This is a genomic window from Ignavibacteriales bacterium (assembly GCA_016700155.1).
Lineage (GTDB): Bacteria > Bacteroidota > Ignavibacteria > Ignavibacteriales > Ignavibacteriaceae.
In genome coordinates this window covers 1336002-1359132 of the sequence record CP065001.1, presented here as the reverse complement: position 1 = coordinate 1359132, position 23131 = coordinate 1336002, and the positions used below count along the sequence as shown (strand labels likewise).

Annotated in this window: 21 protein-coding genes; 12 read left to right on the top strand and 9 right to left on the bottom strand. The window is 36.3% G+C overall.

Annotated features, from left to right (window positions below; translation table 11 throughout):
- Positions 1–17: 17 nt before the first annotated feature.
- The 7 genes from IPM56_05615 to IPM56_05585 all read left to right on the top strand — a co-directional run bounded on the left by IPM56_05615 (position 18) and on the right by IPM56_05585 (position 7135).
- Positions 18–983, top strand: a complete 966-nt coding sequence (locus tag IPM56_05615; GenBank protein ID QQS37434.1) for a PrsW family intramembrane metalloprotease — start codon at positions 18–20, stop codon at positions 981–983.
- Positions 980–1678, top strand: a complete 699-nt coding sequence (locus tag IPM56_05610; protein QQS37433.1) for a hypothetical protein — start codon at positions 980–982, stop codon at positions 1676–1678. Before IPM56_05615 ends, IPM56_05610 begins: the two co-directional genes overlap by 4 nt.
- Positions 1675–2253 (top strand): nicotinate (nicotinamide) nucleotide adenylyltransferase, encoded by a 579-nt coding sequence (gene nadD / locus IPM56_05605; protein ID QQS37432.1) that lies wholly within the window; start codon positions 1675–1677, stop codon positions 2251–2253. The genes IPM56_05610 and nadD overlap by 4 nt, the downstream gene beginning before the upstream one ends.
- The gene (locus IPM56_05600) at positions 2254–3177 is read left to right on the top strand and encodes an NAD-dependent epimerase/dehydratase family protein (protein QQS37431.1); all 924 of its coding nucleotides are present in this window, start codon (positions 2254–2256) and stop codon (positions 3175–3177) included.
- A gap of 22 nt (positions 3178–3199) precedes the next feature.
- Complete coding sequence (gene meaB, locus IPM56_05595; protein ID QQS37430.1) at positions 3200–4153, top strand: methylmalonyl Co-A mutase-associated GTPase MeaB; 954 nt, start codon at positions 3200–3202, stop codon at positions 4151–4153.
- 80 nt (positions 4154–4233) lie between these two features.
- Positions 4234–5400: an acyl-CoA dehydrogenase family protein gene (locus IPM56_05590; GenBank protein ID QQS37429.1), complete on the top strand. Its 1167-nt coding sequence runs from the start codon at positions 4234–4236 to the stop codon at positions 5398–5400.
- A 79-nt stretch (positions 5401–5479) separates the two neighbouring features.
- Positions 5480–7135: an acyl-CoA carboxylase subunit beta gene (locus IPM56_05585; GenBank protein QQS37428.1), complete on the top strand. Its 1656-nt coding sequence runs from the start codon at positions 5480–5482 to the stop codon at positions 7133–7135.
- Between the two features lie 4 nt (positions 7136–7139).
- Here IPM56_05585 and IPM56_05580 read toward each other — a convergent pair whose 3' ends face one another.
- Entirely contained in the window at positions 7140–8120 is a 981-nt protein-coding gene (locus IPM56_05580) for an SGNH/GDSL hydrolase family protein (GenBank protein QQS37427.1), read from the bottom strand.
- Positions 8121–8233: 113 nt separating this feature from the next.
- Here IPM56_05580 and IPM56_05575 point away from each other — a divergent pair, with 113 nt between their 5' ends.
- From IPM56_05575 to IPM56_05565, 3 genes are read left to right on the top strand one after another with little or no spacing between them, the layout of a single operon-like run.
- The gene (locus IPM56_05575) at positions 8234–8899 is read left to right on the top strand and encodes a hypothetical protein (protein ID QQS37426.1); all 666 of its coding nucleotides are present in this window, start codon (positions 8234–8236) and stop codon (positions 8897–8899) included.
- A complete protein-coding gene (locus tag IPM56_05570; protein ID QQS37425.1) occupies positions 8896–10251 on the top strand; it encodes a sigma-54-dependent Fis family transcriptional regulator in 1356 nt (451 codons plus the stop codon). Before IPM56_05575 ends, IPM56_05570 begins: the two co-directional genes overlap by 4 nt.
- A gap of 2 nt (positions 10252–10253) precedes the next feature.
- On the top strand, positions 10254–10601 hold the full coding sequence (locus IPM56_05565) for a histidine triad nucleotide-binding protein (GenBank protein QQS37424.1): 348 nt from the start codon (positions 10254–10256) through the stop codon (positions 10599–10601).
- A gap of 2 nt (positions 10602–10603) precedes the next feature.
- Here the strand turns inward: IPM56_05565 and dinB are convergent, their stop codons facing one another.
- From dinB to IPM56_05550, 3 genes are all read right to left on the bottom strand, one after another.
- Positions 10604–11767 (bottom strand): DNA polymerase IV, encoded by a 1164-nt coding sequence (gene dinB / locus IPM56_05560; protein ID QQS37423.1) that lies wholly within the window; start codon positions 11765–11767, stop codon positions 10604–10606.
- Between the two features lie 10 nt (positions 11768–11777).
- Entirely contained in the window at positions 11778–12212 is a 435-nt protein-coding gene (locus IPM56_05555; GenBank protein ID QQS37422.1) for an endonuclease domain-containing protein, read from the bottom strand.
- A gap of 66 nt (positions 12213–12278) precedes the next feature.
- A complete protein-coding gene (locus IPM56_05550; GenBank protein QQS37421.1) occupies positions 12279–13163 on the bottom strand; it encodes a DUF72 domain-containing protein in 885 nt (294 codons plus the stop codon).
- Positions 13164–13237: 74 nt separating this feature from the next.
- Between IPM56_05550 and IPM56_05545 the strand changes: the two genes are divergently transcribed.
- Together IPM56_05545 and IPM56_05540 are read left to right on the top strand one after the other, a co-directional pair.
- Positions 13238–13831 (top strand): hypothetical protein, encoded by a 594-nt coding sequence (locus IPM56_05545; GenBank protein QQS37420.1) that lies wholly within the window; start codon positions 13238–13240, stop codon positions 13829–13831.
- Entirely contained in the window at positions 13810–14481 is a 672-nt protein-coding gene (locus IPM56_05540) for a nucleotidyl transferase AbiEii/AbiGii toxin family protein (protein QQS37419.1), read from the top strand. Before IPM56_05545 ends, IPM56_05540 begins: the two co-directional genes overlap by 22 nt.
- 51 nt (positions 14482–14532) lie before the next feature.
- On the opposite strand, the gene IPM56_05535 is transcribed toward IPM56_05540, so the two are convergent.
- From IPM56_05535 to IPM56_05515, 5 genes are all read right to left on the bottom strand, one after another.
- The gene (locus IPM56_05535) at positions 14533–16284 is read right to left on the bottom strand and encodes a DNA polymerase III subunit alpha (GenBank protein ID QQS37418.1); all 1752 of its coding nucleotides are present in this window, start codon (positions 16282–16284) and stop codon (positions 14533–14535) included.
- A gap of 67 nt (positions 16285–16351) precedes the next feature.
- Positions 16352–18022, bottom strand: a complete 1671-nt coding sequence (locus tag IPM56_05530) for a hypothetical protein (protein ID QQS37417.1) — start codon at positions 18020–18022, stop codon at positions 16352–16354.
- Positions 18023–18072: 50 nt separating this feature from the next.
- The gene (locus IPM56_05525; GenBank protein QQS37416.1) at positions 18073–18945 is read right to left on the bottom strand and encodes a hypothetical protein; all 873 of its coding nucleotides are present in this window, start codon (positions 18943–18945) and stop codon (positions 18073–18075) included.
- Positions 18946–19014: 69 nt separating this feature from the next.
- Positions 19015–19638 (bottom strand): transcriptional repressor LexA, encoded by a 624-nt coding sequence (gene lexA / locus IPM56_05520; protein ID QQS37415.1) that lies wholly within the window; start codon positions 19636–19638, stop codon positions 19015–19017.
- Between the two features lie 226 nt (positions 19639–19864).
- A complete protein-coding gene (locus tag IPM56_05515; protein QQS37414.1) occupies positions 19865–23122 on the bottom strand; it encodes a PAS domain-containing protein in 3258 nt (1085 codons plus the stop codon).
- Positions 23123–23131 lie beyond the last annotated feature (9 nt).

Genomic DNA, 23131 nt, shown 5'->3' with positions numbered 1-23131 from the left:
ACTGTTGAAGTGGTGCAATGTTAATCTTTGCATCAGCGGTTGCTGCGGTTGTGCCTATGTTACTTTATCTCTCAATCATATGGGCTGTTGACAGGTATGACCGTGAACCAATCGGGTTGGTTCTGCTGAATTTTTTATGGGGTGCGCTTGGCGCAATTATTCTTGCGGTAATCGGCAGCAGCATTCTTTCATCTTTAGTTTCTTATTTTTTGTCAAATAAAGATTTACTTGCTCGCACCGAAACAATTATTATTGCCCCGCTGGTTGAAGAGATAACAAAAGGATTCTTTCTTTTCCTGACGATAAGAAATATTAAATTTGATAATATGACAGATGGAATTGTTTACGGCGGTGCAATTGGATTAGGTTTCGGGATGACTGAAAACTTCTTCTACTTTGTTTCGTACGGCACATCTGTCGCAAACTGGATAGTGATTGTTGTAATAAGAACACTGTTTTCAGCCGTTATGCATTGCGTAGCAACAGCCACATTCGGTGCTTTCCTGGGTTACGCAAAATTTAAAACTACCGGTTCAAAATTTGCACTTGGAGTTGCCGGATTATTTTCTGCAATGTTTATACATTTTGCCTGGAACTTCAGCGTAAGTTTTGAATCAACAGCATTGCTTGGATTTCTCTTCATGGGATTTACAGTGATAATATTCACAGTGGTATTTTCACTATCCGTTATGAGTGAGAAAAAAGTTTTATTTACAGAGCTTATAGAAGAAGTTAATAATGGTATAATACCCATAGATCATCTTAGCATTCTTAACTCATCATTAAGGCGCAAACGCGGATGGGTTGATGAAAATATAAGAACCATTTATATTAAAGCTGCAACCACTCTGGCTTTTAGAAAAATGCAGCTTAAAAATTCTCATGGTTCAAGTAAAATTTATTATGAACAGGAAGTTTTACATTACAGAAACTTTATAGGAAATCTGTTAGGAAAACCAGCGGGGGATATAAAAGTTATATGAAAAGAAATTCATCAATATTTTTGTTTTCAAAGGAACCGATTTTCAATCCTCAAAAGCAGAGGAACTACTCCTTTCTGCGTGAGTTTGACAGTCTTGCGCTTAACAGCACATTGTTCACAACAAACTTTCAAAACCTTTATACTCTAAATCCTCGGTTAAACCTTACATTATGTTTTGATAATGCTGACAAGAATTATGTCCCGTCCGAAATCCTAAAAGCAAATATCACTACACTATACAGCGATATGAATGATCCCGAATCCTGCCTGAAAGTATTATCTGAAAAATATTTTTCCTTTACACCGAAGAACCTTATGATCTTTTCACACACTATTGGAATCTCCCTTTCGCATATTCAGAAAATATTCGGACTACTATCAAAAGACGACGAAACCCTTGTTGTAGGCACTGGAGATGACGGGACTATTTCACTTCTTGGCTTTAATAATTTTAACAGGGATTTTTTTGGTGATTTCCAGAAAGAATCATTAACCGTTGATAACCTGCTTAGAAGAGTCGAACCTTCCCGGTACTTCATTTTTATGATGAAAAATTTTATCAATGTGTTAACCCTTGATGATTTTAAACTTCTGTATAAAGATTTATCAAGAAGAGAGAGCTGGACTTACTGCAGCCAGGAAATGCACGAAAGGTTTACTAATCTTTTTATTGAATACAAGGAATTGTTAAGGTGAGTGTAATTGGAGTTTACGGCGGAACATTCGATCCCGTTCACCTCGGTCATTTAATAACTGCTCAATTTGTATACGAAGTAAGAAACCTTTCTAAAATTATTTTTGTACCTAACCTGATCTCACCTCATAAAACAGGGAAGAAAATTTCATCAGCACAACACCGTTTAGAAATGTTAAGACTTGCTGTCAATGGTATTAAGCATTTTGAAGTATCTGAAATTGAACTTAACAGAAGTGGTATTTCGTATACAATTGATACTATACGTGAATTGAAGCGCTCAACCAATATCATTGAAATGATTATAGGTTATGACAACTTAATAGAATTTAGTACCTGGAAAGATCCCGATGAGATCCTAAACCTTGCGAAGCTTGTAGTGATGGATAGGAAAATTAAATCACATCCTCTAAATCCGGACAAATATTTTTCAAACGCTGTGTTGCTTGATACACCACAGATTGAAATCTCCGCTTCAGAAATAAGGGACAGGGTGAAGAAAAATCTGCCCATTAATTTTCTTGTCCCGCAAAAAGTAATGGAATATATTAGCGCACAAAATTTATATAAGGAATAAATGAAAATTTTAGTTACTGGGGGAGCCGGTTTCATCGCTTCCCAAATTGCAGACGGTTATATTAACGAAGGACACGATGTAGTTATCCTGGATAACCTGATAACCGGGTTTGAAAAGAATATTAATCCCAAAGCAAAATTTGTAAAAGCAGATATCCGCGATAAAGATCTTTCCGAATTATTTAATAATGAAAAATTTGACCTGATAAATCACCACGCTGCGCAGATGGATGTAAGAAGATCAGTCGCTGATCCTTCATTCGATGCGGATTGCAATATCATCGGGACAATTAATCTTTTACAGAACTGCATTTCAACCGGAGTTAAGAAAATAATTTTTGCCTCAACGGGAGGAGCAGTTTATGGTGAACAATCATACTTCCCTGCTGATGAAAATCATCCAACTAATCCTCTGTCACCCTATGGTATTTCAAAGCTTGCAGTAGAAAAATATATTTATTTTTATCACGCACAGTACGGATTGAACTATAATATACTCCGCTATTCAAATGTTTATGGACCCCGACAAAATCCTTTCGGAGAGGCTGGTGTAGTTGCAATCTTTGCTTCGCGTTTATTAAAGAAAGATCAGCCGACAATTAATGGAACCGGAAAGCAAACTCGTGATTATGTTTTTGTTGGTGATGTTGTTAGAGCGAATATAATTTCATTAAGCAATAACAATAATTCTATTTACAACATAGGAACCGGAATTGAAACGGATGTGAATGAACTTTATTCAAAGATTAATCTTATCTCCGGCGCAAATTTTTCAGAAAAGCACGGACCTGCCGCACCGGGTGAGCAGATGCGAAGCGTGATCAGCGCAGATAAAATTTACAAAGAACTAAACTGGCGCCCATCAATTAAAGTTGAAGAAGGACTCCAAAAAACAGTTGATTTTTTCCGCACTCAATTAAATTAGAAATGTGTTTGTAACAGATCCAATGATTAGTAATACATTTATTGATAACCTTATATCCAACAATCGTCGAACAGTTGCGCGAGCTATAACAGTAGTTGAAACTTCAAACAGAAAATCCGCTGAACTTCTAAAACAAATTTATCATAAGATTGGTAACGCCTATCGAATAGGAATAACCGGACCACCCGGCGCTGGAAAAAGTACAATCACAAATCAGCTTACAAAATTATACCGTGGTGAAAATAAAACCGTAGGAATAATTGCTGTTGATCCCACAAGTCCATTTACAGGCGGCGCATTGCTTGGTGATCGTGTACGAATGTCAGAAATTGGTCAGGACCCGGGGGTCTTTATCCGAAGTATGGCAACACGCGGAAGCCTTGGCGGGTTAAGTAAAAAAGCTGTTGATGCCGCTGATGTACTCGACGCTGCCGGATTCGATATAATTATTTTTGAAACAGTTGGTGTTGGTCAGTCTGAACTTGATATTGCAAATGCTGCTGACACAACTATTGTTGTACTTGTTCCGGAATCCGGTGACGCAGTTCAGGCAATGAAAGCGGGGTTAATGGAGATTGCTGATTTTTTTGTTGTCAATAAGAGTGACAGACCCTCAGCACAGCAGGCAGTTACTACTTTAAAAACAATTTTAATGATGCGCGATCATGATGAAAAATCCTGGATGCCTGAAATAATTAAATCAATCGCTTTAGAGAATAAAGGCATTGATGAAATCGCTGCAGAGATAAAACGTCATAACAATTATTTAATTGAATCGGGTAAATTTCAATTGAAACGTGAAGAACGGGCTCGTATAAGAATAAAAGAAATTGTTGAAGAAATAATTCGTGAAAAGTTGTGGCGTGAAGTTGGAGAAAATTCCTTAAATTCATCATTAGAAAAAGTAGTTCTGGGAAATCTTTCCCCTTACCATATAGCAGAAGAAATCGTCGATAATTTTAAAAATCATATTTAGTTCGCCGTTAACAGTGCTATCTTCCTTCTGATTCTACTGAGGGACAATTAATAATTATTTATAAACCGGAAAGGAATGTAATGGAAATTACAGCAACTCAATTTATTTCCGAATTGACTGACAGCCAGTTGGAAATAAAAAATACAATCCGTGACTTCGCAGAACAACACATCAGACCATATATAATGGAGTATGATGAATCACAAAAATTCCCTATGGAGATAATGAAAAAACTTGGCGAATTGGGTTTCATGGGAATACTTGTTCCTGAAGAATACGGTGGTGCCGGACTTGGCTATATGGAGTATGCTATAATTGTTGAAGAGTTAGCAAAAGTTGATCCTTCAGTTTCGTTGTCTGTTGCAGCACACAACGGACTATGCACCAACCACATAAATTTATTTGGCAGTGAAGAACAAAAGAAAAAATATCTTCCTGATCTCGCAAGCGGAAAAAAAATTGGTGCCTGGGGATTAACTGAATCATATTCAGGAAGTGATGCAGCCGGGTTAAAAAGCGTCGCGGTAAAAGATGGTAGCAACTGGATTTTAAATGGCAGCAAACAGTTTACTACTCATGGTACAGTAGGTGAAGTAGCTGTTGTTATGGCAATCACAAATAAGGAAGCAAGTAAGAAAGGAATTTCAGCATTTATTTTAGACAAGGGAATGCCGGGATTTATCATAGGCAAGAAAGAGAATAAACTTGGAATGCGTGCAAGCGATACAACACAACTCGCATTTGAAAATTGTAAAGTACCTTTATCAAACCTTTGCGGTGATGAAGGAATGGGATTTATTAACTCAATGAAAGTACTTGAGGGTGGAAGAATTTCAATAGCCGCATTAAGCGTCGGACTTGCACAGGGCTGTCTTGATGCTTCAGTCAAATACTCAAAAGAGAGGCAACAATTCGGAAAACATCTTTCACATTTTCAGGCAATTCAATTTAAGCTTGCAGAAATGTCAACCAATATTGAAGCCGCAAGATTACTTACACATCGCGCAGCGTGGATGAAAGACAACGGAATCCCGAATACCAAAGAAGCAGCAGAAGCGAAACTATTTGCGAGTGAGATTGCCGAAAAAGCAGCAAACGATGCTGTACAGATTTTCGGAGGATATGGTTTCATAAAAGAATATCCTGTTGAAAAATTTTATCGTGATGTAAAACTTTTAACCATCGGCGAGGGTACATCTGAAATTCAAAGAATAGTAATTGCACGGGATTTATTGAAAGAATCTTAATCTCCGTGTTTCTCTGTGCTTTCTCAGTGGTTCTCCGTGTAACTATTTTCACCTTTTTCAAAGAAATAAATCTATCAATATGAAAAAAGTTGGCTCAATAAATCCTGAAACCGAATCCTTTCACAAACGGGATGACTATCAAAAAGAACTCTTGCGGAAACTCTCAGCAGAAAAAGATAAAATAAAACTCGGCGGCGGACAGAAAGCAATTGAAAAACACAAAGCTAAAGGTAAGCTAACAGCAAGAGAAAGAATCAATTCATTAGTTGATAATCCGAAATCATTTTATGAGCTAAGCACATTTGCAGCATATGGAATGTACGGTGAATACGGAGGCGCACCTTCATCAGGAACAGTTTATGGGATTGGAAGAATTCACAACAGACTTTGTGTCATAGTTGCTAACGATGCAACAGTAAAAGCCGGTGCGTGGTTTCCTGTTACCGCTAAAAAAAATCTTCGTGCACAGGAAATTGCAATGGAGAACAATCTTCCGATAATTTATCTCGTTGATAGTGCCGGAGTATTCCTTCCGTTACAGGATGAAATCTTCCCGGACAAAGAACACTTTGGACGAGTTTTCCGCAATAATGCAAAAATGTCCTCGATGGGAATTCCTCAGATTGCCGCTATAATGGGACCTTGTGTTGCGGGTGGAGCTTACCTTCCGATAATGAGTGATGAAGCCTTAATTGTTGAAGGTGAGGGTTCTGTTTTTCTTGCAGGTTCACATTTAGTTAGAGCGGCAATTGGTGAAGTAATTGACAATGAATCACTCGGCGGTGCAAAAGTTCAATCCAACATTTCCGGTGTTACAGATTACGTCATGAAAAATGATGAAGAGTGTATAAAGCAGATAAGAAGTCTTGTAGAAAAATTCGGAACAAATAATAAAGCAGGATTTGATAGAATTGAAAGCAGTCAGCCTCTTCATTCACCAAAAGAGATTTATGGTATCCTGCCGGAGGATACTTTAAAACAATACGATACTTATGATTTGTTATCCTGCTTGGTTGATAAATCTGAACTTGACGAATACAAATCCGGTTACGGTAAAACCATAATTACTGCTTACGCAAGGATAGATGGATGGGCTGTTGGAATTGTAGCAAACCAGCGTTCAGTTGTAAAAACTGAGGAAGGCGAGATGCAGGTCGGTGGAGTTATTTATTCTGATTCGGCAGATAAGGCTGCACGGTTTATTATGAACTGCAACCAGAAAAAAATCCCGTTGATATTTTTACAGGACGTTACCGGGTTCATGGTAGGCAGCAAAGCAGAACAAGGCGGTATAATTAAGGACGGCGCAAAGATGGTTAATGCAGTTGCGAACTCTGTTGTTCCCAAGATAACAATTATTGTTGGTAATAGTTTTGGTGCCGGCAATTACGCAATGTGCGGTAAGGCTTATGATCCAAGATTTATATTTGCGTATCCTAATGCAAAAATTTCTGTAATGGGCGGCTCTCAGGCAAGCAGTGTTTTAATGGATATCAAACTAAAACAGGAAGAAAAGAGCGGACATAAATTCAGTGATGAAGAAAAAAAGAAACTGCTCACTGATATTCTTAAATCTTATGATGAAAAAAGTAATCCGGTTTATGCTTCCGCGCGACTTTGGATTGATGAAATAATTGATCCTGCTTTTACCCGTGAATGGATATCAATGTGCTTGGAAGTTGCGAATAATAATCCTGAAATGCCTAAGTTTAATCCGGGTGTAATTCAGACATAATTGATTAGTATAGTATTTCTTTCAAAATGTAATTAGCAACGATTCTATGCCCTGTTTCAGAAAAGTGAAGCCCATCTCCATATAAATAATAGTCAGAAATATTTTCATCATTACCATCAAAAGCTTTGGCAATATCATAAAATTCTACATCCCTGGATTTTAAAAACTCACTTAATAAATGTTGAGGTTTATTTAGTTCTCGATAATTGTTATCTCTTATCTGAAACTCATAAGGCAGCAGTAAAACTTTTAATTTTACATTGGTTGAATTCAGCAAAGTTATAATCTCATCAAGATCTTTTAATCCTTTCAGAAACGTTTTATTGTTATTCGAATAAAAGTTATCATCGAACAAATAATATTCCTTCGATCTATCTCTAAAAAGATTTTTGACAAACTGGTATAAGTACGAATTGCTTCTAAAGAATATTAAAACCCTGCCCAATAATGTTTCATCTGTAGCCTGAGGAACATTTTGAATTATTTCGTTTGAATAAATATCATTAAGGCACCAGCAAACTATTACTTCACTAATCTTATTCTGATTTCCATCATCAACCAGAATTTTTCGTACAATATTTTTATAATCATAAACAGAATAACCAATCAACGCAGGATTAAATACCCTGATACTTGTATCAGCGTTATTTATTAATCCACAAAAAGTTGAATCATTCTCAATACCTATCCCCATTGTTACTGAATCCCCAAGGAATAATGTCCTTCTATTCGAATTATTATTTTTTACATACTTCCAGGTTCTGACTGCAGTTGTTTGCTTCAAAACGCCCATGCTTTTACCAACTGCATTTTTTCTTAACCCTTGTGAATCAAAATAAATACTGTCTTGAAGAAGCGTAGATTCAGTCCCCGGCAATTTTATTTGTGGCAGAAATACCCTTACACTTAGCTCAGCAAGAATAAACATTAGCACTACTATAAGTACATTGATTAGAAAAAGTTTAACTATTTTTTTTACAGACATACTATTTAAGATGAGAATACTTTTTACTGAACGGGTTATATAACTTCATAAGTAAATATTTATTTTAATATCAAATTATTATTTTTTTTCGCTACTAAAAATCTCTGAAAAAGTTGTTCCAAAAATCACCTGAAAAAATCGTTCTTAAGTTTGTTTTAGTTGCTTCAATATTTTCTATGGCGATGGATATATTTCCCCAGCAAAGCAAACTTTCAATAAATGTTAACAGTATTTCCGAATATATAGCATCATTCGAAAGCAACACTGATAAAGGTGATTTACAGATCGTTGATTCAATATTTGTTTTTTCTGTCAGACAAAATTGCGGTGATACACAGGAGGCATTGTTAGCATTAGCATTTGCTTGTGTCCCCTACCGTGAAGTTCCAATACAGATACCTTTAGTCGGCAGCATTGTGAATTATCCGCTCATTTCCGCGGATGAAAAAACTTTTCTAGAAAAAAACGAAAAACTTCCCCGTTATCTTTATTTTGATTCGCCGCAAAATGAATATGGAGACAAGGATAAATGTGCGCATTTTTTCGGTTCAGCTTATTTGATGAACGGTTCAACCATTTTTGATTTAGGAAATCTAATTGGTTATTTTGTGGAAGTTTTTGAAGCGGAATTTAAAGTACAATCATCAATCGATTTGCGTGATATGCAGACCAACAAACTCGGACAACTGTTTGGCTCAATGTTAAAAGAAAATGATAAAGTCCGTCCTTCTCACATATTAATTCAACCAACACTTTTTTATATAAGACCAACACAATGAATTCTATCCTTATAATAGACGATGAACTTCAGATATGCGAAAGCATTAAAATGATTCTTGAGTATGAAGACTATAATGTAGATTACTCAACAAGTGCTTCCGCGGGAATTGAAAAAGTAAATGCAACTGATTTCTCTGCTCTGCTGCTTGATATTCAGATGCCCGAAATGACCGGCTTTGAAGTGCTAAACAAGGTGAAAGAAATTAAACCTACTTTATCTGTTATCATTATCTCAGCTCATGCAAGCTTAGAGAATGCAATTAAAGCTACACGTCTTGGTGCATTCGATTTTATTGAAAAACCAATTGATCGTGATAAACTTTTAATCAGTATCCGTAATGCTGTAGAGCAATCGAACCTGCTTACTGAAAACCGCGAGTATAAAAAATCTTTGCATGGCGACAATAAAATTCTTGGAAAGAGTAAAGCAATTCAAAACATACTTGAAATGGTTGATAAGGTCGCTCCTCTTGATACAAGAGTTTTAATAACCGGAGACAACGGAACAGGTAAGGAACTAGTTGCCAGAGCCATTCACAATAAGAGTGAACGAAAAGCAAAACCACTTATTGAAGTTAACTGCGCTGCTATTCCAAATGAATTAATTGAATCTGAATTATTCGGTCATGAAAAAGGATCATTCACAGGTGCGGTGCAGCAGCGCATTGGCAAATTTGAGTTAGCTAACAAAGGGACAATCTTCCTTGATGAAATTGGTGATATGAGTTTACAGGCTCAGGCAAAAGTATTGCGTGCTATTGAAGATGGAAAAATTGAAAGAGTCGGCGGCGGTAAAAAAATTGAAGTTGATGTAAGAATTATTTCTGCCACTAATAAAAATCTCAAAGACGAAATTGAAAAAGGAAATTTCAGGGAGGACCTTTATCACAGATTGAATGTTATCCCGATCCATATTCCTCCCCTAAAAGAAAGAGTGGAAGATATTCCAATCCTGATCGAGCATTTTGCAAATGACATAGTTTCAAAACACAAAAAGCCATCAGTTAAGTTTTCCGAAGACGCATTTAAGTTTTTACAATCTTTGCAATGGACAGGCAACGTCCGTGAACTCCGTAATGCTGTTGAAAGAATTATCATAATCGTTGGTAAGTCTGAAATAACAAAAAGAGATATAGAGTTTTTGTATTCTGCAAGTAAAAATTCAATCGGCGATTTGATCGATATCAACAACTCGTTCCAGGAATTTAAAGAGAAAGCGGAAAAAGCTTTTATCCTGAAACAGCTTGAAGCTAATAACTGGAACATAAGTAAGACGGCTGAAATACTTGATATTCAAAGAAGCCATCTCTATAACAAAATGAAAAAGTATGACATCGAAAAAGGTGAATGAAAATGAGTGAGACAATTTTTTCTAAAATCATCAGGAAAGAAATCCCTGCTGCAATCGTTTTCGAATCTGATTCTGTGCTAGCTTTTAAAGATATAAATCCTCAGGCACCGCATCATATACTTATAATTCCTAAAATTGAAATACCTAAAGTTAGTGACTTAAAAGGAAGCGAACATTCCAAATTACTTGGTGAATTGTTTGATGCTGCAAATAAAATTGCCTCAGACCTGGGAATTTCTGAAGAAGGTTTCAGACTTGTAATTAACTGTGGCAAAAACGGCGGACAGGATGTGTATCATTTGCATATGCATCTTCTTGGCGGCAGAAAAATGAACTGGCCTCCCGGATGAGATTATTCAGATTTTAATTTCATTCCGTCAGCAAATAAAAGCGATTTATATCCGTATTTATCTCTTACTCCCGTAACCGCTCTTAACATTTTTTTTCTCTTCATTTCATAATCTTCAAACAGGTATTCCTGTTCGCTAAAAGTTGTAAGGTTAGTTACGCCAACACCAATTAACCTTACACCAACCCTTCGTGTATGTGCTTTCTTCATTAGGTCCCAGGCAATTTCAAAAATAACTTTATCATCATCTGTAATCTTTATTGTTTTTGATCTTGTCATTGTCTCAAAATCTGTATATCTCAACTTGATTGTTATTGTTGATGCCATTAATTCTTTATTACGAAGACTGTGACAAACTTTTCCTGTAAGATAAAATAGAGATGTTCTGATCTTTTCGATATTCATAATATCTTCACCAAAAGTATTTTCGCGTGAAATACTTTTTCGTTCTCTTTCTATAGTCAGATATTCCGTTCCTTCACCATTGGCTTTTCGCCAGAGATCAACTCCGTATTTTCCGTAAGCTGCGGAGAAATAATCAGACGGAGTTTTAGATATATCACCAATTGTTCTGAATCCTTTGCTGTGCAGATCTTTGGCAAGTACTTTACCGACTCCTGGAATTGTTTCAACAGGCATTGGTGAAAGGAACTCTTTTTCAAGCCCGGGTAATATATATGTAATACCCTGCGGCTTCATGCAGTCAGAACCAATCTTTGCGATTGTTTTGTTACTGCCAATTCCAATTGAACAAGGCAGTGAAAGTTTTTTCCATATTTCAGATTGAATGAACGATGCGAATGCAAACATAGACCCATAGATTTTCTGACAGCCGGTGAAATCCAAATAGAACTCATCAATAGATGCCTGCTCAATCAGAGGTGAATACTGTTCAAGAATATTTTTTACGGCTTTAGAAAAATGTGTGTACTCATCACCATGTCCGTGCATGTAAATAGCATGCGGACAGAGTTTATACGCCTGCCGAATAGGCATTGCAGAATGCAGCCCATAAGCACGTGCTTCATAAGAACAGGCGGCAACAACACCGCGTCCGTATTTAGGATCTCCACCGACTACAACAGGCTTGCCGTTAAGTTTGGGGTCGAGAATTCTCTCTACGGAAATAAAGAATGCGTCAAGGTCAAGATGAAATATTGTTCGCATAAAAAACTCTTCAATCCCCTCCTCTTTGAGGAGGGGAATCTTTTGTCGAAGACAAAAGCAGGGGTGGTGGTGTGTTTTGCTTGAAGCATGCTGCAACTCTCTTTAAAACGTCATCGATATCAGACAAAACTTCAAGGTTCTCAAATCTAATAACCTTCAATCCTACTGACTCAAGAAACTTAGTTCTTTCATTATCATATTTAACAGCATCCTCATTAAAATGAACTTCCCCATCAAGTTCTACTACTAATTTTTCTTCAGAACAATAAAAGTCTACAATATAATTACCAACACTTGTTTGTCTTCTAAATTTTTTTCCAGCGACCTGCTTGTTTTTTACATTTTGCCAAAAAATAACTTCAGCAAAAGTTAGATTATTCCTCAGTTCTTTTCTTTTAGGTTTAATTTCTTTTTTGTTAAATATTTTTTCTTTGTTTTGCTTCATATAACTACACCACCCCGTTCCGATTTCATCGGAACACCCCTCCTCAAAGAGGAGGGGATTATTTTTTTAATTCACCATAACTTCTTCCAGCCTTGGGTACGCCTTAATTATAGTTGGTGGCATTACGACTTTATCTTTCTCTTCAAGCAGATGTATCAACTCAAACGCATTTGCTATCGCATCACCTTGCGGATGATTATTCATTATCACATTTACTTCTTTTACTTTTTCGCTTAACGACTTTATCTTCTGCACTATTTCAACCAGCTCACCTGGTGAGTATAAATATTTATAACGCGAACTTTGTTCTTCATAACTCTGCTCTTTCCCGAAATTTGCAAGGGATTTTTTCCATGCTTCAACATTCCTCCCATGAAACCGGATATATGCTTTATCATTCGTTATTATCGGTTCAAACTCAATCGCCTTTCCAATCTGCGGCTGATCGATTGTGCAAAATGTTATGTCAGCTTCTTCAAAGAATTCCAGCGCTCTTTTATTATTCCAGCTTGAATGACGGACTTCAACAAAACAGCTTATATCCGAAAAAATATTTTTCAGTTTTTGAATATGCTGTACAGAATTTCCATCAAACGAAAATGAATAAGGAAACTGTATCAATAATCCGCCAAGTCTTTCAGATTTCTTTAACAGTTCAAGATTAAATCTAACCGCACTGATACTTTGTTCATCATACTTTCTTTTGTGAGTAAAATCCTGATGAAGTTTTATATGAAAGATAAAGTCATCTGAATCCTGTACTTTGTTTATCCAACCATGAACAATTTTTGGGCTGATATAAGTATAGTAAGTCGAGTTTACTTCAACACAATTAAAGTAATGTGAATAAAACTGCAGCCAGTCAAAACCACCTGACTGATTTTTAGGATAGAAGTTCGGAACCCAGTCTTTATATGACCAGCCTGCTGTTCCTATGTTATATTTGGGCATAAGTACACCATAAATTGAATATTTATACTAAATATAGTAAGTTAGCACTACTGTCAATTATCTATATTTAGACTATGAGAATAAATGAATTAAATAAGAGCGAAAAAAAGATACTGAGCATTGAGGATATCTCAAGGATTTTATCTGTTGAAAAAGACTCCGCTAAAGTTTCCGCAAATCGTTATGTTAAACAAGGACTTTTACTCAGGATAAAAAAAAACTTTTATATAACTCCTGAAAAATTTAAACAGCTTGATGAAATAGAGATTTTCCAGACAGCAAACCTTCTTCAAACACCGTCTTATATATCACTCAGTACTGCATTGATGTATTATAATATTTCGACTCAACAGCAGCAAAATGTTATTGAATCAGTTGCATTAAAAAGAAGCCGATTATTAAAAGTGAATGAAACTGCGTTTAGGTATTTCATTGTGAGCAAAGAATTTTATTCGGGTTTTATTTTAAATGAAAACTTTTTCATAGCATCCCCGGCAAAGGCTTTTGCCGATGTTGTTTATCTATCGTCCATCGGCAAATATGATTGTGATTTTAATGCAATAGACTTTCGTAAACTTAATCGTACTGAAGTTGATACATTCTTAAAAAACACAAATCCAAGAACTATTAAATATTGGGAGAAGCTATGCGTCTCTTACAAGATTTAGAAATACTCGAAATTGAAGTACTTGAATTGTTAAACAGTATAAGAGTGCTTGACTCACTTTACTTCGGAGGAGGCACGATGCTTCGCCTTTGTCATAACCTTAACAGGTATTCAACTGATCTCGATTTCTGGCTGGATTCTAAAAGTGATCCTAAGAAGATATATAGTTCCTGCAGAATATTATTGAATGATTATTACATCCTGACTGATTCAGCTAACAAAAAGAATACTATCCTTTTTGAAGTTAAATCTTCACGCATAAACCGAAGTCTGAAAATTGAAATCAGGAAAGAACAAACTGACTTTGAGTGGGAACGCAAAATAGCTTTCTCAAGATTTACAAATAAACAGGTTCAGTTAAAAGCATTAACACTTAACCAAATGATGAAAAATAAAATTGAAGCTCTCACATCCCGAAAACTAATCCGTGATGCATTCGATATTGAGTTTTTGCTTATGCGCGGCATAATCCTGCCAGCCGATAAAGAAAAATTATCTTCTTCATTAAATGTTATAAATAATTTCAAAGAACCGGAGTACAAAGTAACTCTTGGTTCGATCCTTGATGAAAAAGAAAGAAAGTATTACCTGGCAAATAAATTTTCTTTTCTCAAAGAAGAATTAACTAAAGAACTAAAAGCACTAAGCTGAAATAATTATCTCACCAAAACAGTTTGATTGTTTCTGCATCTGTTAACTCCTCTAATTATAAAGATGCTTTTCTGCTGAAAGAAAATAACTGCTCTCCCCTACCTGCTGAATTGTATCTCTCAGCACACCTAATGATCTTTGACTAAGCAGGTCAATTTTTACAAGTCCAAGATCTTCAACTCCGTACATATCAGGCTGGGTTATTATTAAACCGACACCTTTATTCTTAGCATACTCAAGCGCAGTAAAAGTTGTAATCGCCGATGGCGAGATAACTATTCCGCCGGGATGAATACTGAGATGACGCGGAAAATTTGCAAGCCGTGATGCAATGTTAATTATACTTTTCCAGGGTTCATTTTTAAAATTAAGCGAACGTGCCTCAGGAAATCGCTGCGAAATATCAGGCAGGTTTCTTGCATCAGTCCATGGGATGAACTTGCTTAACTTCGAAATTTCCCTGTCAGAAAAGCCATATACTTTTGCTGTTTCCCTGAAAGCAGAACGTGCTTTCATTGTAACATGAGTTGATATGAATGCTACTTTACTGTAGCCGTACTTATTAAAAATGTACTGAACAATTTCATCACGTTCCTTCCAGCTAAAATCAATATCAACATCAGGCAATGAGGAACGGCTCTTGTTAAGAAATCTTGTAAAATAAAAATCATACTTAACCGGATCGACTTCGGTTAAACCAAGGCAGTAACATACAAGGCTGTTCGCCGCCGAACCCCTGGTAAGCGTCATCATCTTTCTTCTTTTTGCTTCCTGGTAAATATCATAAACGACAAGAAAGTAATCAGAAAGTCCCAGCTCATTTATAACATGCAGTTCTTCATTTAGCCTGTGTTTAACGCTCTCATCTGTTTTCCCGTATCTTCTTTCAAGCCCTTCATAAGTCTCGTCCACCAGCAGCGAATAAGCAGACTGTTTTGTAGTACCAGGGAAGGATGGGATTTTATGTTTACCAAGACCAAGATCCACATTGCAGTGTTCGGCTATAAATTCCATATTCGCAAAAGCTTCGGGCAGTTTATCTTTAAGATGACTGAATGTTGCCGGATGTTTGAAATAAAATTCTTCATCAACAATGTCATCATCAGAAAGGTTATCAACGGTGCTTCTGTTTTTTATTGCTGTAACAACTTTATGAAGCTGGCAATCTTCTGGTTCAGAAAAGTAAACAGGGTTTGAGATCACATACCTGATTTTTTTTTCTACTGCAAAGTCATACAGACTCCTTGCTTTAAGCCTGTTCTTTTTTGTTATGATGAGTTCAGCGAAAATATTTTTATAGTTTGGAATGTTCCGCAAAAGTTCGATTGAACTTGTCAGGATAAAAACATCAGGCATTTCATCCTGCAGAACTTCGAACAAAGAAAAATTTTCCTTCAGCTTTCTTGCAGTTATAATTCTGCATATATCTGAATAACCGTTAAAATTTTTTGCGAGAAAGATAGCGTAAATTCTTTTTGTGCTACCTGAAGTGTCATTACAAACTGATTGAAGGTCATGCTGAACCTGGCTCAGGCTGCCTTTATAGTTTTTTTTTACATCCTTTGATCCTGAAATAAATTCAGGATGACTATCTGCCTCCGGCTGATCGATATAAGCGCCAAGTATTGGCTTTATTTTTTTCTCCATTGCTTTTTTATAGAAAGAAACCAGTCCATACATTCCGTTCGTATCTGTAAGCGCAACGGATTTTAATCCGTACTCAACTGCTTTACTTAGTATCTCATCAATTGTGATGACACCTTCGAGCAGTGAATAACTTGAATGCATGTGAAGAGGGAACATTTTTTTTAATCCTGAATAATATGAACCTGGTCAAGGTTCCTGCTGTTTACAAAAAACATTTTCTGTCTTACCCTGCATAAGCCGTTCTTAGTTTTTCCGCATTTAAAGATGTTGCAAAATAAATGTCTGTTTCTCTCAGACCTTCATCATCCGGTGTATAATACTTTTCAGCGCTGTCATTCTGTGCTTCAAGTTTAACTGTTTCGTGGGCAAGTATCTGAAGGTCTTCTACTATTATGTTGCTGGTGTTTTGAGAATCGATTCTTCCTTCAACTATATAAGGACCCATTGAAAGAGTTTTTTCGGCGACCTTATTGTAAGCGCGCGGAAAGATAACCGCCTCAAAAGTACCTGTCATATCTTCTAAGGAAAGGAACTTCATTATATCACCTTTTTTTGTTCTTATCCTTTTTGATGACATATACCATCCTATCATCTTAACTTTTTTGCCGGGATACTTTTTCATCTGGTCTGAATGAGTTAAGGATAATTTTTTATCCCATTCGGTAAAGAACTCAAGCGGATGTTTTGTCACCATATACTCGAAGGCTTCATACTCGGCAATACATTTTTCTTCAAGCGAAAAATCTTTTTTTGTTTTTACAATCTCTTCAAGTTCAAATGACTCATAACTGAAAAGATCATTGTAACCTTCTTCAAGCATTTTAAGTTTGTTGAAGTAAATATCCGTCAGCCTTAAAAGAGTGTGACGTGTTTCTCCAAAACAATCCATTGCCCCGCATTTGATAAGAAGTTGTGTTTCTTTTATTCCTATCCTTGCCCTTACAATAAAATCGGCGAGCGAAACGAACCTGCCGAATTCCTTCCTCTGCATGACTATTTGTTCTACCGATGAATAGGAAAAGTGTTTTACAGCCATTAGTCCTATGCGTATTTCCCTGTCCTTGCCCCTGTATTCTTTTTCACTTTCATTAACACAGGGAAGAAGAATATTTATCCCGATACGTTTTGCTTCCTGTATATAAACTGCTCTTGAATAAAAACCTCCGCCGTTGTTTAATACACAAGCCAGAAACTCTGCCGGATAATGCGCCTTTAAATAAGCGACCTGGAAAGAAAGAAGCGCGAAGCTTGCGCTGTGAGCTTTGCAGAATGAATAACCTGCAAATGATTCTATCTGCCGCCAAAGTTCTTTTGATATTTCAGCAGGTATTTTTTTAGCTTCGCAGGATTGAAAAAATCTTTGTACTATTAATTTCATCGCTTCATGCGAGCGCATTTTACCGCTCATTGCCCTGCGCAGAACATCCGCTTCATCAAGAGTTAAGCCGGCAATGTGGTAAGCAACTTTAATTACATCTTCCTGGTAGATCATCACACCATAAGTTTCTCCAAGAACTTTTTCCATTTCAGGAAGAAGATATTTTCTTCTTGAAGGATCTTTGTGACGCGCAATAAATTCCTGCATCATTCCGCTTTCCGCAACACCGGGACGAATGATTGAACTTGCGGCGGTAAGCATTTCAAAAGTTTCAACATCAAGTCTTTTTAATAACGAGCGCATTCCGGGAGATTCTATATAAAAGCATCCTATAGTTAAACCGTTCCGTATTAAGCGAACTGTTTCAGCATCACTAAAAAGAAATTCATAGTTGTAAATATCGAATGGAATACCGTTCTGCTGCCTTGGAATATCCCTGTAAAGCTTTACCGGCAGTGAAGAAATATTACGGTTGAAAGAAAAATCCGGTTCAGGTGAAAAATCATTTTCTAACATTTTAGTTCAATCATTAACTCAACTATGAAGCATCAAAAATATTTTACTGTTTATTCAATTAATAACTTAATCCCGACTGAGGCACTGAATGCACGGGTTAGTCCATCAACATTAACTTCCCTTTTAAGGAAGGGAACAGCAACATCAGCAAACAATGAATAGTTTTCATTTACGGAATATTCAATCATTGTAAGCAGATTAAGCTGCGACTGATCACTCTTTTCAACATCTATATAACTTTCAGCCGGTGCCATTGAAAGAAAATTTACTATACTTGATTTGGATAACCGTTTTATAAAAAGTAATTGGGGAACAACACGGAATTTTTCAAATGATAACTCATAAGCGCCGCGCAAAAGAATGTCATCGCCTCTTTCAAGTTTAAGCAGGTTATTGTTTCTTCCGCCTGCAAGCTGATAACCGGCGCCGATACTTATTTTGTCATAAGTATAGTTAAGAGCAATTAATAAATCGTTTGTGCCAAGACTGCTTTGGTAAACCTGCGGAAGATTATCTTTGTTATCATCACCCAATGCCAGTTTAACTCCTACAGAAGCATCAAGAGATGAAGTGCCGTCATAAAATAATTTTTGAGTCCAGCTTAAAATCAAATCCCCTATTCCGCTTACATTACCGGCAGGACCCGATTGTATGTTATACGGAAGTGAAAGCTGAACCGAACTGTTGTCAAAAAGGTTATAACCAGCTCCAAGTTGTAAGGAATGGAATTTTACATCTTCATCTTTGCCGCTGCTTCCAAATTTATATGAAGCAGAAATTGTAAGCGGTGTTGTGCTTTCTTCTTCGGAATGATGCCCGCTGATTGAACAAACACCGGCATCCGAACATTGCGCAAATAATTTTTGTCCGCCGATCAGAATTAAGAGAACCATAACCGGAAAAATTAAAATGTTCTTTTTCATTTTTAACCTTTTGTTTTGAATGTTGAAAACAGAATAAAACTCTGAGATTTCTTTTTCAATTAATAAATTTCACCCTGCCTTTTTTCCCATACTCCTGTAAACACCTACAACAGTACCTACTACTTTGAATGACGCATACTTCTTATCAATTACAATCGGTTTGTATTCAGGATTTTCTGAAACTAATTCTATTTCATTTTTCTTTTTATAAAATCTTTTCACTACCGCGGCATCATCAAGTATTGCAACTACAATCTGCCCGTCCTTTGCTTCAAGATTTGGATTAACAATAACAATATCTCCGCTGAAAATGTATGCATCTTTTAAGCTGTCGCCTTTAACTCTTAACAGGAAAGAATCTTTGGGCATCCTTGCAATGGTCGGCAGTTCGATAGTATCAATTGCGTCCGGATAAATTGTAAGCGGATTGCCCGCCGCAACTTCACCAAGGACAGGACGGGGAATGAAAAACTTATCTTCTAAGTTAAGTTCAATACCTCTCGATATTTTAGGACTCTTTTTTATGTATCCTTTTCTTTCTATTGCCTGCAAATGCTGCTGAGCCGTTGCACGGTTTTTATAGCCGAACTTTATAGCAATCTCTGCAAGTGTAGGCGGCATACCTTTCGATACTTTCTGATCGATAAGATAATCAAGGATTTTACTTTGAACTTCTGTCAGTTCTTTTTTCATAATTGAAACTCCGGTTAAATTACGCTGGCAGAGTTAAGCTAAGATTAAAAAAAAGATTAACGTTTTTATCACGATTTTATTGAAATATTACTCTTAGCCTTAATCTTTATCTTGCTCTTAACAATACCATACATTTGTATGGTGAAATGTAAAGAAGCAGATATGAATAGTCAATATCTGCTAAAAGTTTTTTCTGGAAATTTTTAGAAAGAAACTGAAACCGGGATTAAAAAATCTTCTCCAGTGATTCCAGCATTTTATCTCTGAAAATCGGTTTGGAGATAAAATCATTAAAACCAACAGTGATAAATTTTTCCCTATCGCCGGGTAATACATAAGCCGTGACAGCAATAATGGGTATGGTTTCGTACTGAGGCATTTTATGGATTATCTTTAAAGCATCCAGACCGTTGTATTCGCCCTGAAGATTTATATCCATAACGATAAAATCAAAATGATGCTGGTCAAGAAGAGGCAGCGCTTCTTCAAAACTAACTGCAAATTTAATTTCTCTTAATTCTTTCAACTGAACTTTGAACAGGATTTGTGAATCAACCTGGTCTTCAATGTAAAGACAGCTTAATTGTGAAAGGTCAACAGTAGACAACTTGTTGTACTTATTGTCTTTTTCAATTGTCCCGACAATTGTTTCGCTGAATTCTTTCTCTTCAGTATTAAGGTCATCCGAATGTTTTGTTGAAATGTTGCTGCGGTAATTTTTAGTATCGAACGATTCATCAAACTGAACAGGTTCATCAGCAACAGCGTCTTTTACCTTAACAGGTTTTTCATCTTTAGCGGGAAGAACTGCCGCAGTATGTAACAGAGGGAATGTAAAACCACATTCATAGTTCTCTGTGTCGCTTTCAAATGCTGCGAATTTTCCGCCGAGCATGGTTAACAATATTTTTGCAAGACGTGAATTTAGTTTGGGTATTCCGAAATCTTTTATGATGAGACTTTCTTCTCCCTGGAAAAGAGAGCTTAATGATTGACTCAGTACATCAGAAATTTCCGAGTAGTTATCCTTTACAACCACAATAAACGAATCCTCATTGTGCTGATAGGCTGACAGATAAATTTTCTTCTCTTTACTTAATCTTGTAACAATTTTAACGAGGAGTGACAACAATATCTGGAACTTCTGTTTGTCGTTTGTAAACTTTAATGAGTTAGATATTTTACCGAACGCCAGTTCAATTCCTCTTGATTGTGTAATAGCTGAAAGTTCCTGCTGAAGCCCGTCGATGATCTGAGTTATACTTAATTCTTCGGGATTAAATTCAAAATTGTTCCGCTGAATATTTGTGTACTCAATTATCAGGTTCATTGTACTTAATAAACTGCTTCTGTTCTGATCGATAATCTCCGCAGCTTCCTTTTGCTCAGGAGTCATTACTTCCATGCTTTCAGTTAACTCACGGACAAATCCAAGTATCACATTCATCGGAGTAAGTATTTCATGAAAAAGACTTGAAAGAAAAACTGAATCTGTAGCAATGCCGCTTTCCGGTGAAACTGATTTTATTTCATCAGCAGAACCTGTCTTAAACTCCTGAATCTTACTGCCTACAATATTGTATGATTCAATTTCATTCCGATAGTTAAAAACCGGAGTGGCGGCAAGTATTATTTCAACAGAATCCCCTTTTTTTGATTTTAGGTTTGCCGAAATCGTTTCCGTTTTCTTCAGCCCTGCCTGAAATATCTGTTTATTGACTGTACCTCTTTCATCATTAATGACTATGGCAGTGAAGGAACTTTTTAGAAGGTCATCCTTTGTATAACCTAATTGTCTGGTAACCGCCTGGTTAGTAAATGTAATGAAGCCTGTAGAGTCAGTGATAAAAATAAGATCGTTGGAATTATCAAAAGCTGATTTAAATAACTGTGATTGAAGTTCAAGATCAAGACGCCTGGTAACGTCGCGGATTATATTGAAGTGCGCATCTTTACCGGAAAATGAAAATGAAGTTTTACTGATTTCAACAAATACTGAAGTGCCGTCTTTCTTTTTATGCCTGAAAGGTCCGTGAAAGACTCCTTCTTTCATCGCGCTGCTGGAAGAATCAAGTAATGTCTGAATATCTTCATGCGTATAAAGGTCGGTAAGATCCATTTGAAGAAATTCTTCACGCGAATAACCATAAAGCTGAAGTGCCGCATCATTCACTTCAAGAAAGCGCAGGTTTTCTTTGTCATAAACAAAAACCGGTTCAGGGTTTTTTTGAATTAATACTTCAAACATTCTTCCTCTTCTCTTTATTAATTTTTCCAGATCATCTTCCCGGTCAGCTTCTGAAAAGAAGAACCAGAAAGCCTCTTCTCCTGAATTATTTTTCTGTCGTTTAATTTTAACATTCTTTATAAATATCTTTTCTTCGCTGTCTGCGTTTACGGATCTGAACTTGTAATTAAATGTTATTTCAAATTCAGTACCGTTTACAAATTCCGCAAAACTATCATGAAACCGCTTTGAAATTAAAGTTGCGAGGGTTTCTTTAGTAATATTTGATACGTTAATCGAGAATAAATTACAAAAATCAGCATTTACATTTCTTATCATTCCCGTCCTGTCAGTCACAAGTACTGCCAAAGGAATTTCATCAAGTGCAGTTTGTACCTGGGAGGTTGCTGACTTGTTTCCGCTTCCGGCTTCCGGTTTTATTTCCTGTGTCAGAGATATTATTGCCGCAACCCGGTTACCGGAATCACTCAACGGAATTAAAATATTCTGGTAACCTTCCTGCTGAAAAACCGGGTATGGTATTCCTTCTGTTGTAAAACAATTTCCCGAGTCTACCACATACCTGTTCACAGATTCGTACAAAGTGTTAAGGTATGACGGGATAAAAAAGTTTTCATTCTTTCCTTCTACCTGCTTTGCATTCAGGGATAAATTATTCAGGTATTTTTTGTTAGCAAGAAGAATGATTCCTGTTTTATCTTTAATGACAACGTATTCGTCCAGTTTATCTATCTGCCTGCGTATCTTCTCTCTTCCGACAAATGTGAACGGGAAATGGGTTCTTATTTCATCAAGAATTGAAAGCACTTCTTTATTAGAAATCAGGGAAAGAATATTTTCAGTCTTAATTTTTAATTCGGAGCGATTCTTAAACTGAATTATATTTTCTTCAGGCAAAAAGGTACACAACACAAAATCTTCCGATTCTTCAGAATAAAGATTTAGAATTGCAGTACAATTGAATTCAGAGCCCGACTTTAAATGCATATGCAATGATGCTGAAATCGGGAGATCCTTTTGTTCTTTAATATTAAGCAGCAGTGAATTTATATCTTCAGCAGTTTCAGGATTTAAGTAGTCCAGAAAATTTCCCGGTGTTTCCGGCAGAAAGAATAATGAAGCTGCACTTTTATTGAACGATAAAATATTTCCCTTCATATCAAGAACTATAAATGAGTCTTTGATATTTCCAAGTACATTACTAAAAGGATTTTTTATCGTTTCCACAGCTAACATTTAAAGGAT

What these genes read in the sequence shown, in the direction of transcription:
- IPM56_05615 (QQS37434.1), top strand. Translation starts at nt 18, where the DNA reads ATGTTAATCTTTGCATCAGCGGTTGCTGCGGTTGTGCCTATGTTACTT.
- IPM56_05610 (QQS37433.1), top strand. Translation starts at nt 980, where the DNA reads ATGAAAAGAAATTCATCAATATTTTTGTTTTCAAAGGAACCGATTTTC.
- IPM56_05600 (QQS37431.1), top strand. Translation starts at nt 2,254, where the DNA reads ATGAAAATTTTAGTTACTGGGGGAGCCGGTTTCATCGCTTCCCAAATT.
- meaB (QQS37430.1), top strand. Translation starts at nt 3,200, where the DNA reads ATGATTAGTAATACATTTATTGATAACCTTATATCCAACAATCGTCGA.
- IPM56_05590 (QQS37429.1), top strand. Translation starts at nt 4,234, where the DNA reads ATGGAAATTACAGCAACTCAATTTATTTCCGAATTGACTGACAGCCAG.
- IPM56_05585 (QQS37428.1), top strand. Translation starts at nt 5,480, where the DNA reads ATGAAAAAAGTTGGCTCAATAAATCCTGAAACCGAATCCTTTCACAAA.
- IPM56_05580 (QQS37427.1), bottom strand. Translation starts at nt 8,120, where the DNA reads ATGTCTGTAAAAAAAATAGTTAAACTTTTTCTAATCAATGTACTTATA.
- IPM56_05570 (QQS37425.1), top strand. Translation starts at nt 8,896, where the DNA reads ATGAATTCTATCCTTATAATAGACGATGAACTTCAGATATGCGAAAGC.
- IPM56_05565 (QQS37424.1), top strand. Translation starts at nt 10,254, where the DNA reads ATGAGTGAGACAATTTTTTCTAAAATCATCAGGAAAGAAATCCCTGCT.
- dinB (QQS37423.1), bottom strand. Translation starts at nt 11,767, where the DNA reads ATGCGAACAATATTTCATCTTGACCTTGACGCATTCTTTATTTCCGTA.
- IPM56_05555 (QQS37422.1), bottom strand. Translation starts at nt 12,212, where the DNA reads ATGAAGCAAAACAAAGAAAAAATATTTAACAAAAAAGAAATTAAACCT.
- IPM56_05550 (QQS37421.1), bottom strand. Translation starts at nt 13,163, where the DNA reads ATGCCCAAATATAACATAGGAACAGCAGGCTGGTCATATAAAGACTGG.
- IPM56_05545 (QQS37420.1), top strand. Translation starts at nt 13,238, where the DNA reads ATGAGAATAAATGAATTAAATAAGAGCGAAAAAAAGATACTGAGCATT.
- IPM56_05540 (QQS37419.1), top strand. Translation starts at nt 13,810, where the DNA reads ATGCGTCTCTTACAAGATTTAGAAATACTCGAAATTGAAGTACTTGAA.
- IPM56_05535 (QQS37418.1), bottom strand. Translation starts at nt 16,284, where the DNA reads ATGTTCCCTCTTCACATGCATTCAAGTTATTCACTGCTCGAAGGTGTC.
- IPM56_05530 (QQS37417.1), bottom strand. Translation starts at nt 18,022, where the DNA reads ATGTTAGAAAATGATTTTTCACCTGAACCGGATTTTTCTTTCAACCGT.
- IPM56_05525 (QQS37416.1), bottom strand. Translation starts at nt 18,945, where the DNA reads ATGAAAAAGAACATTTTAATTTTTCCGGTTATGGTTCTCTTAATTCTG.
- lexA (QQS37415.1), bottom strand. Translation starts at nt 19,638, where the DNA reads ATGAAAAAAGAACTGACAGAAGTTCAAAGTAAAATCCTTGATTATCTT.
- IPM56_05515 (QQS37414.1), bottom strand. Translation starts at nt 23,122, where the DNA reads ATGTTAGCTGTGGAAACGATAAAAAATCCTTTTAGTAATGTACTTGGA.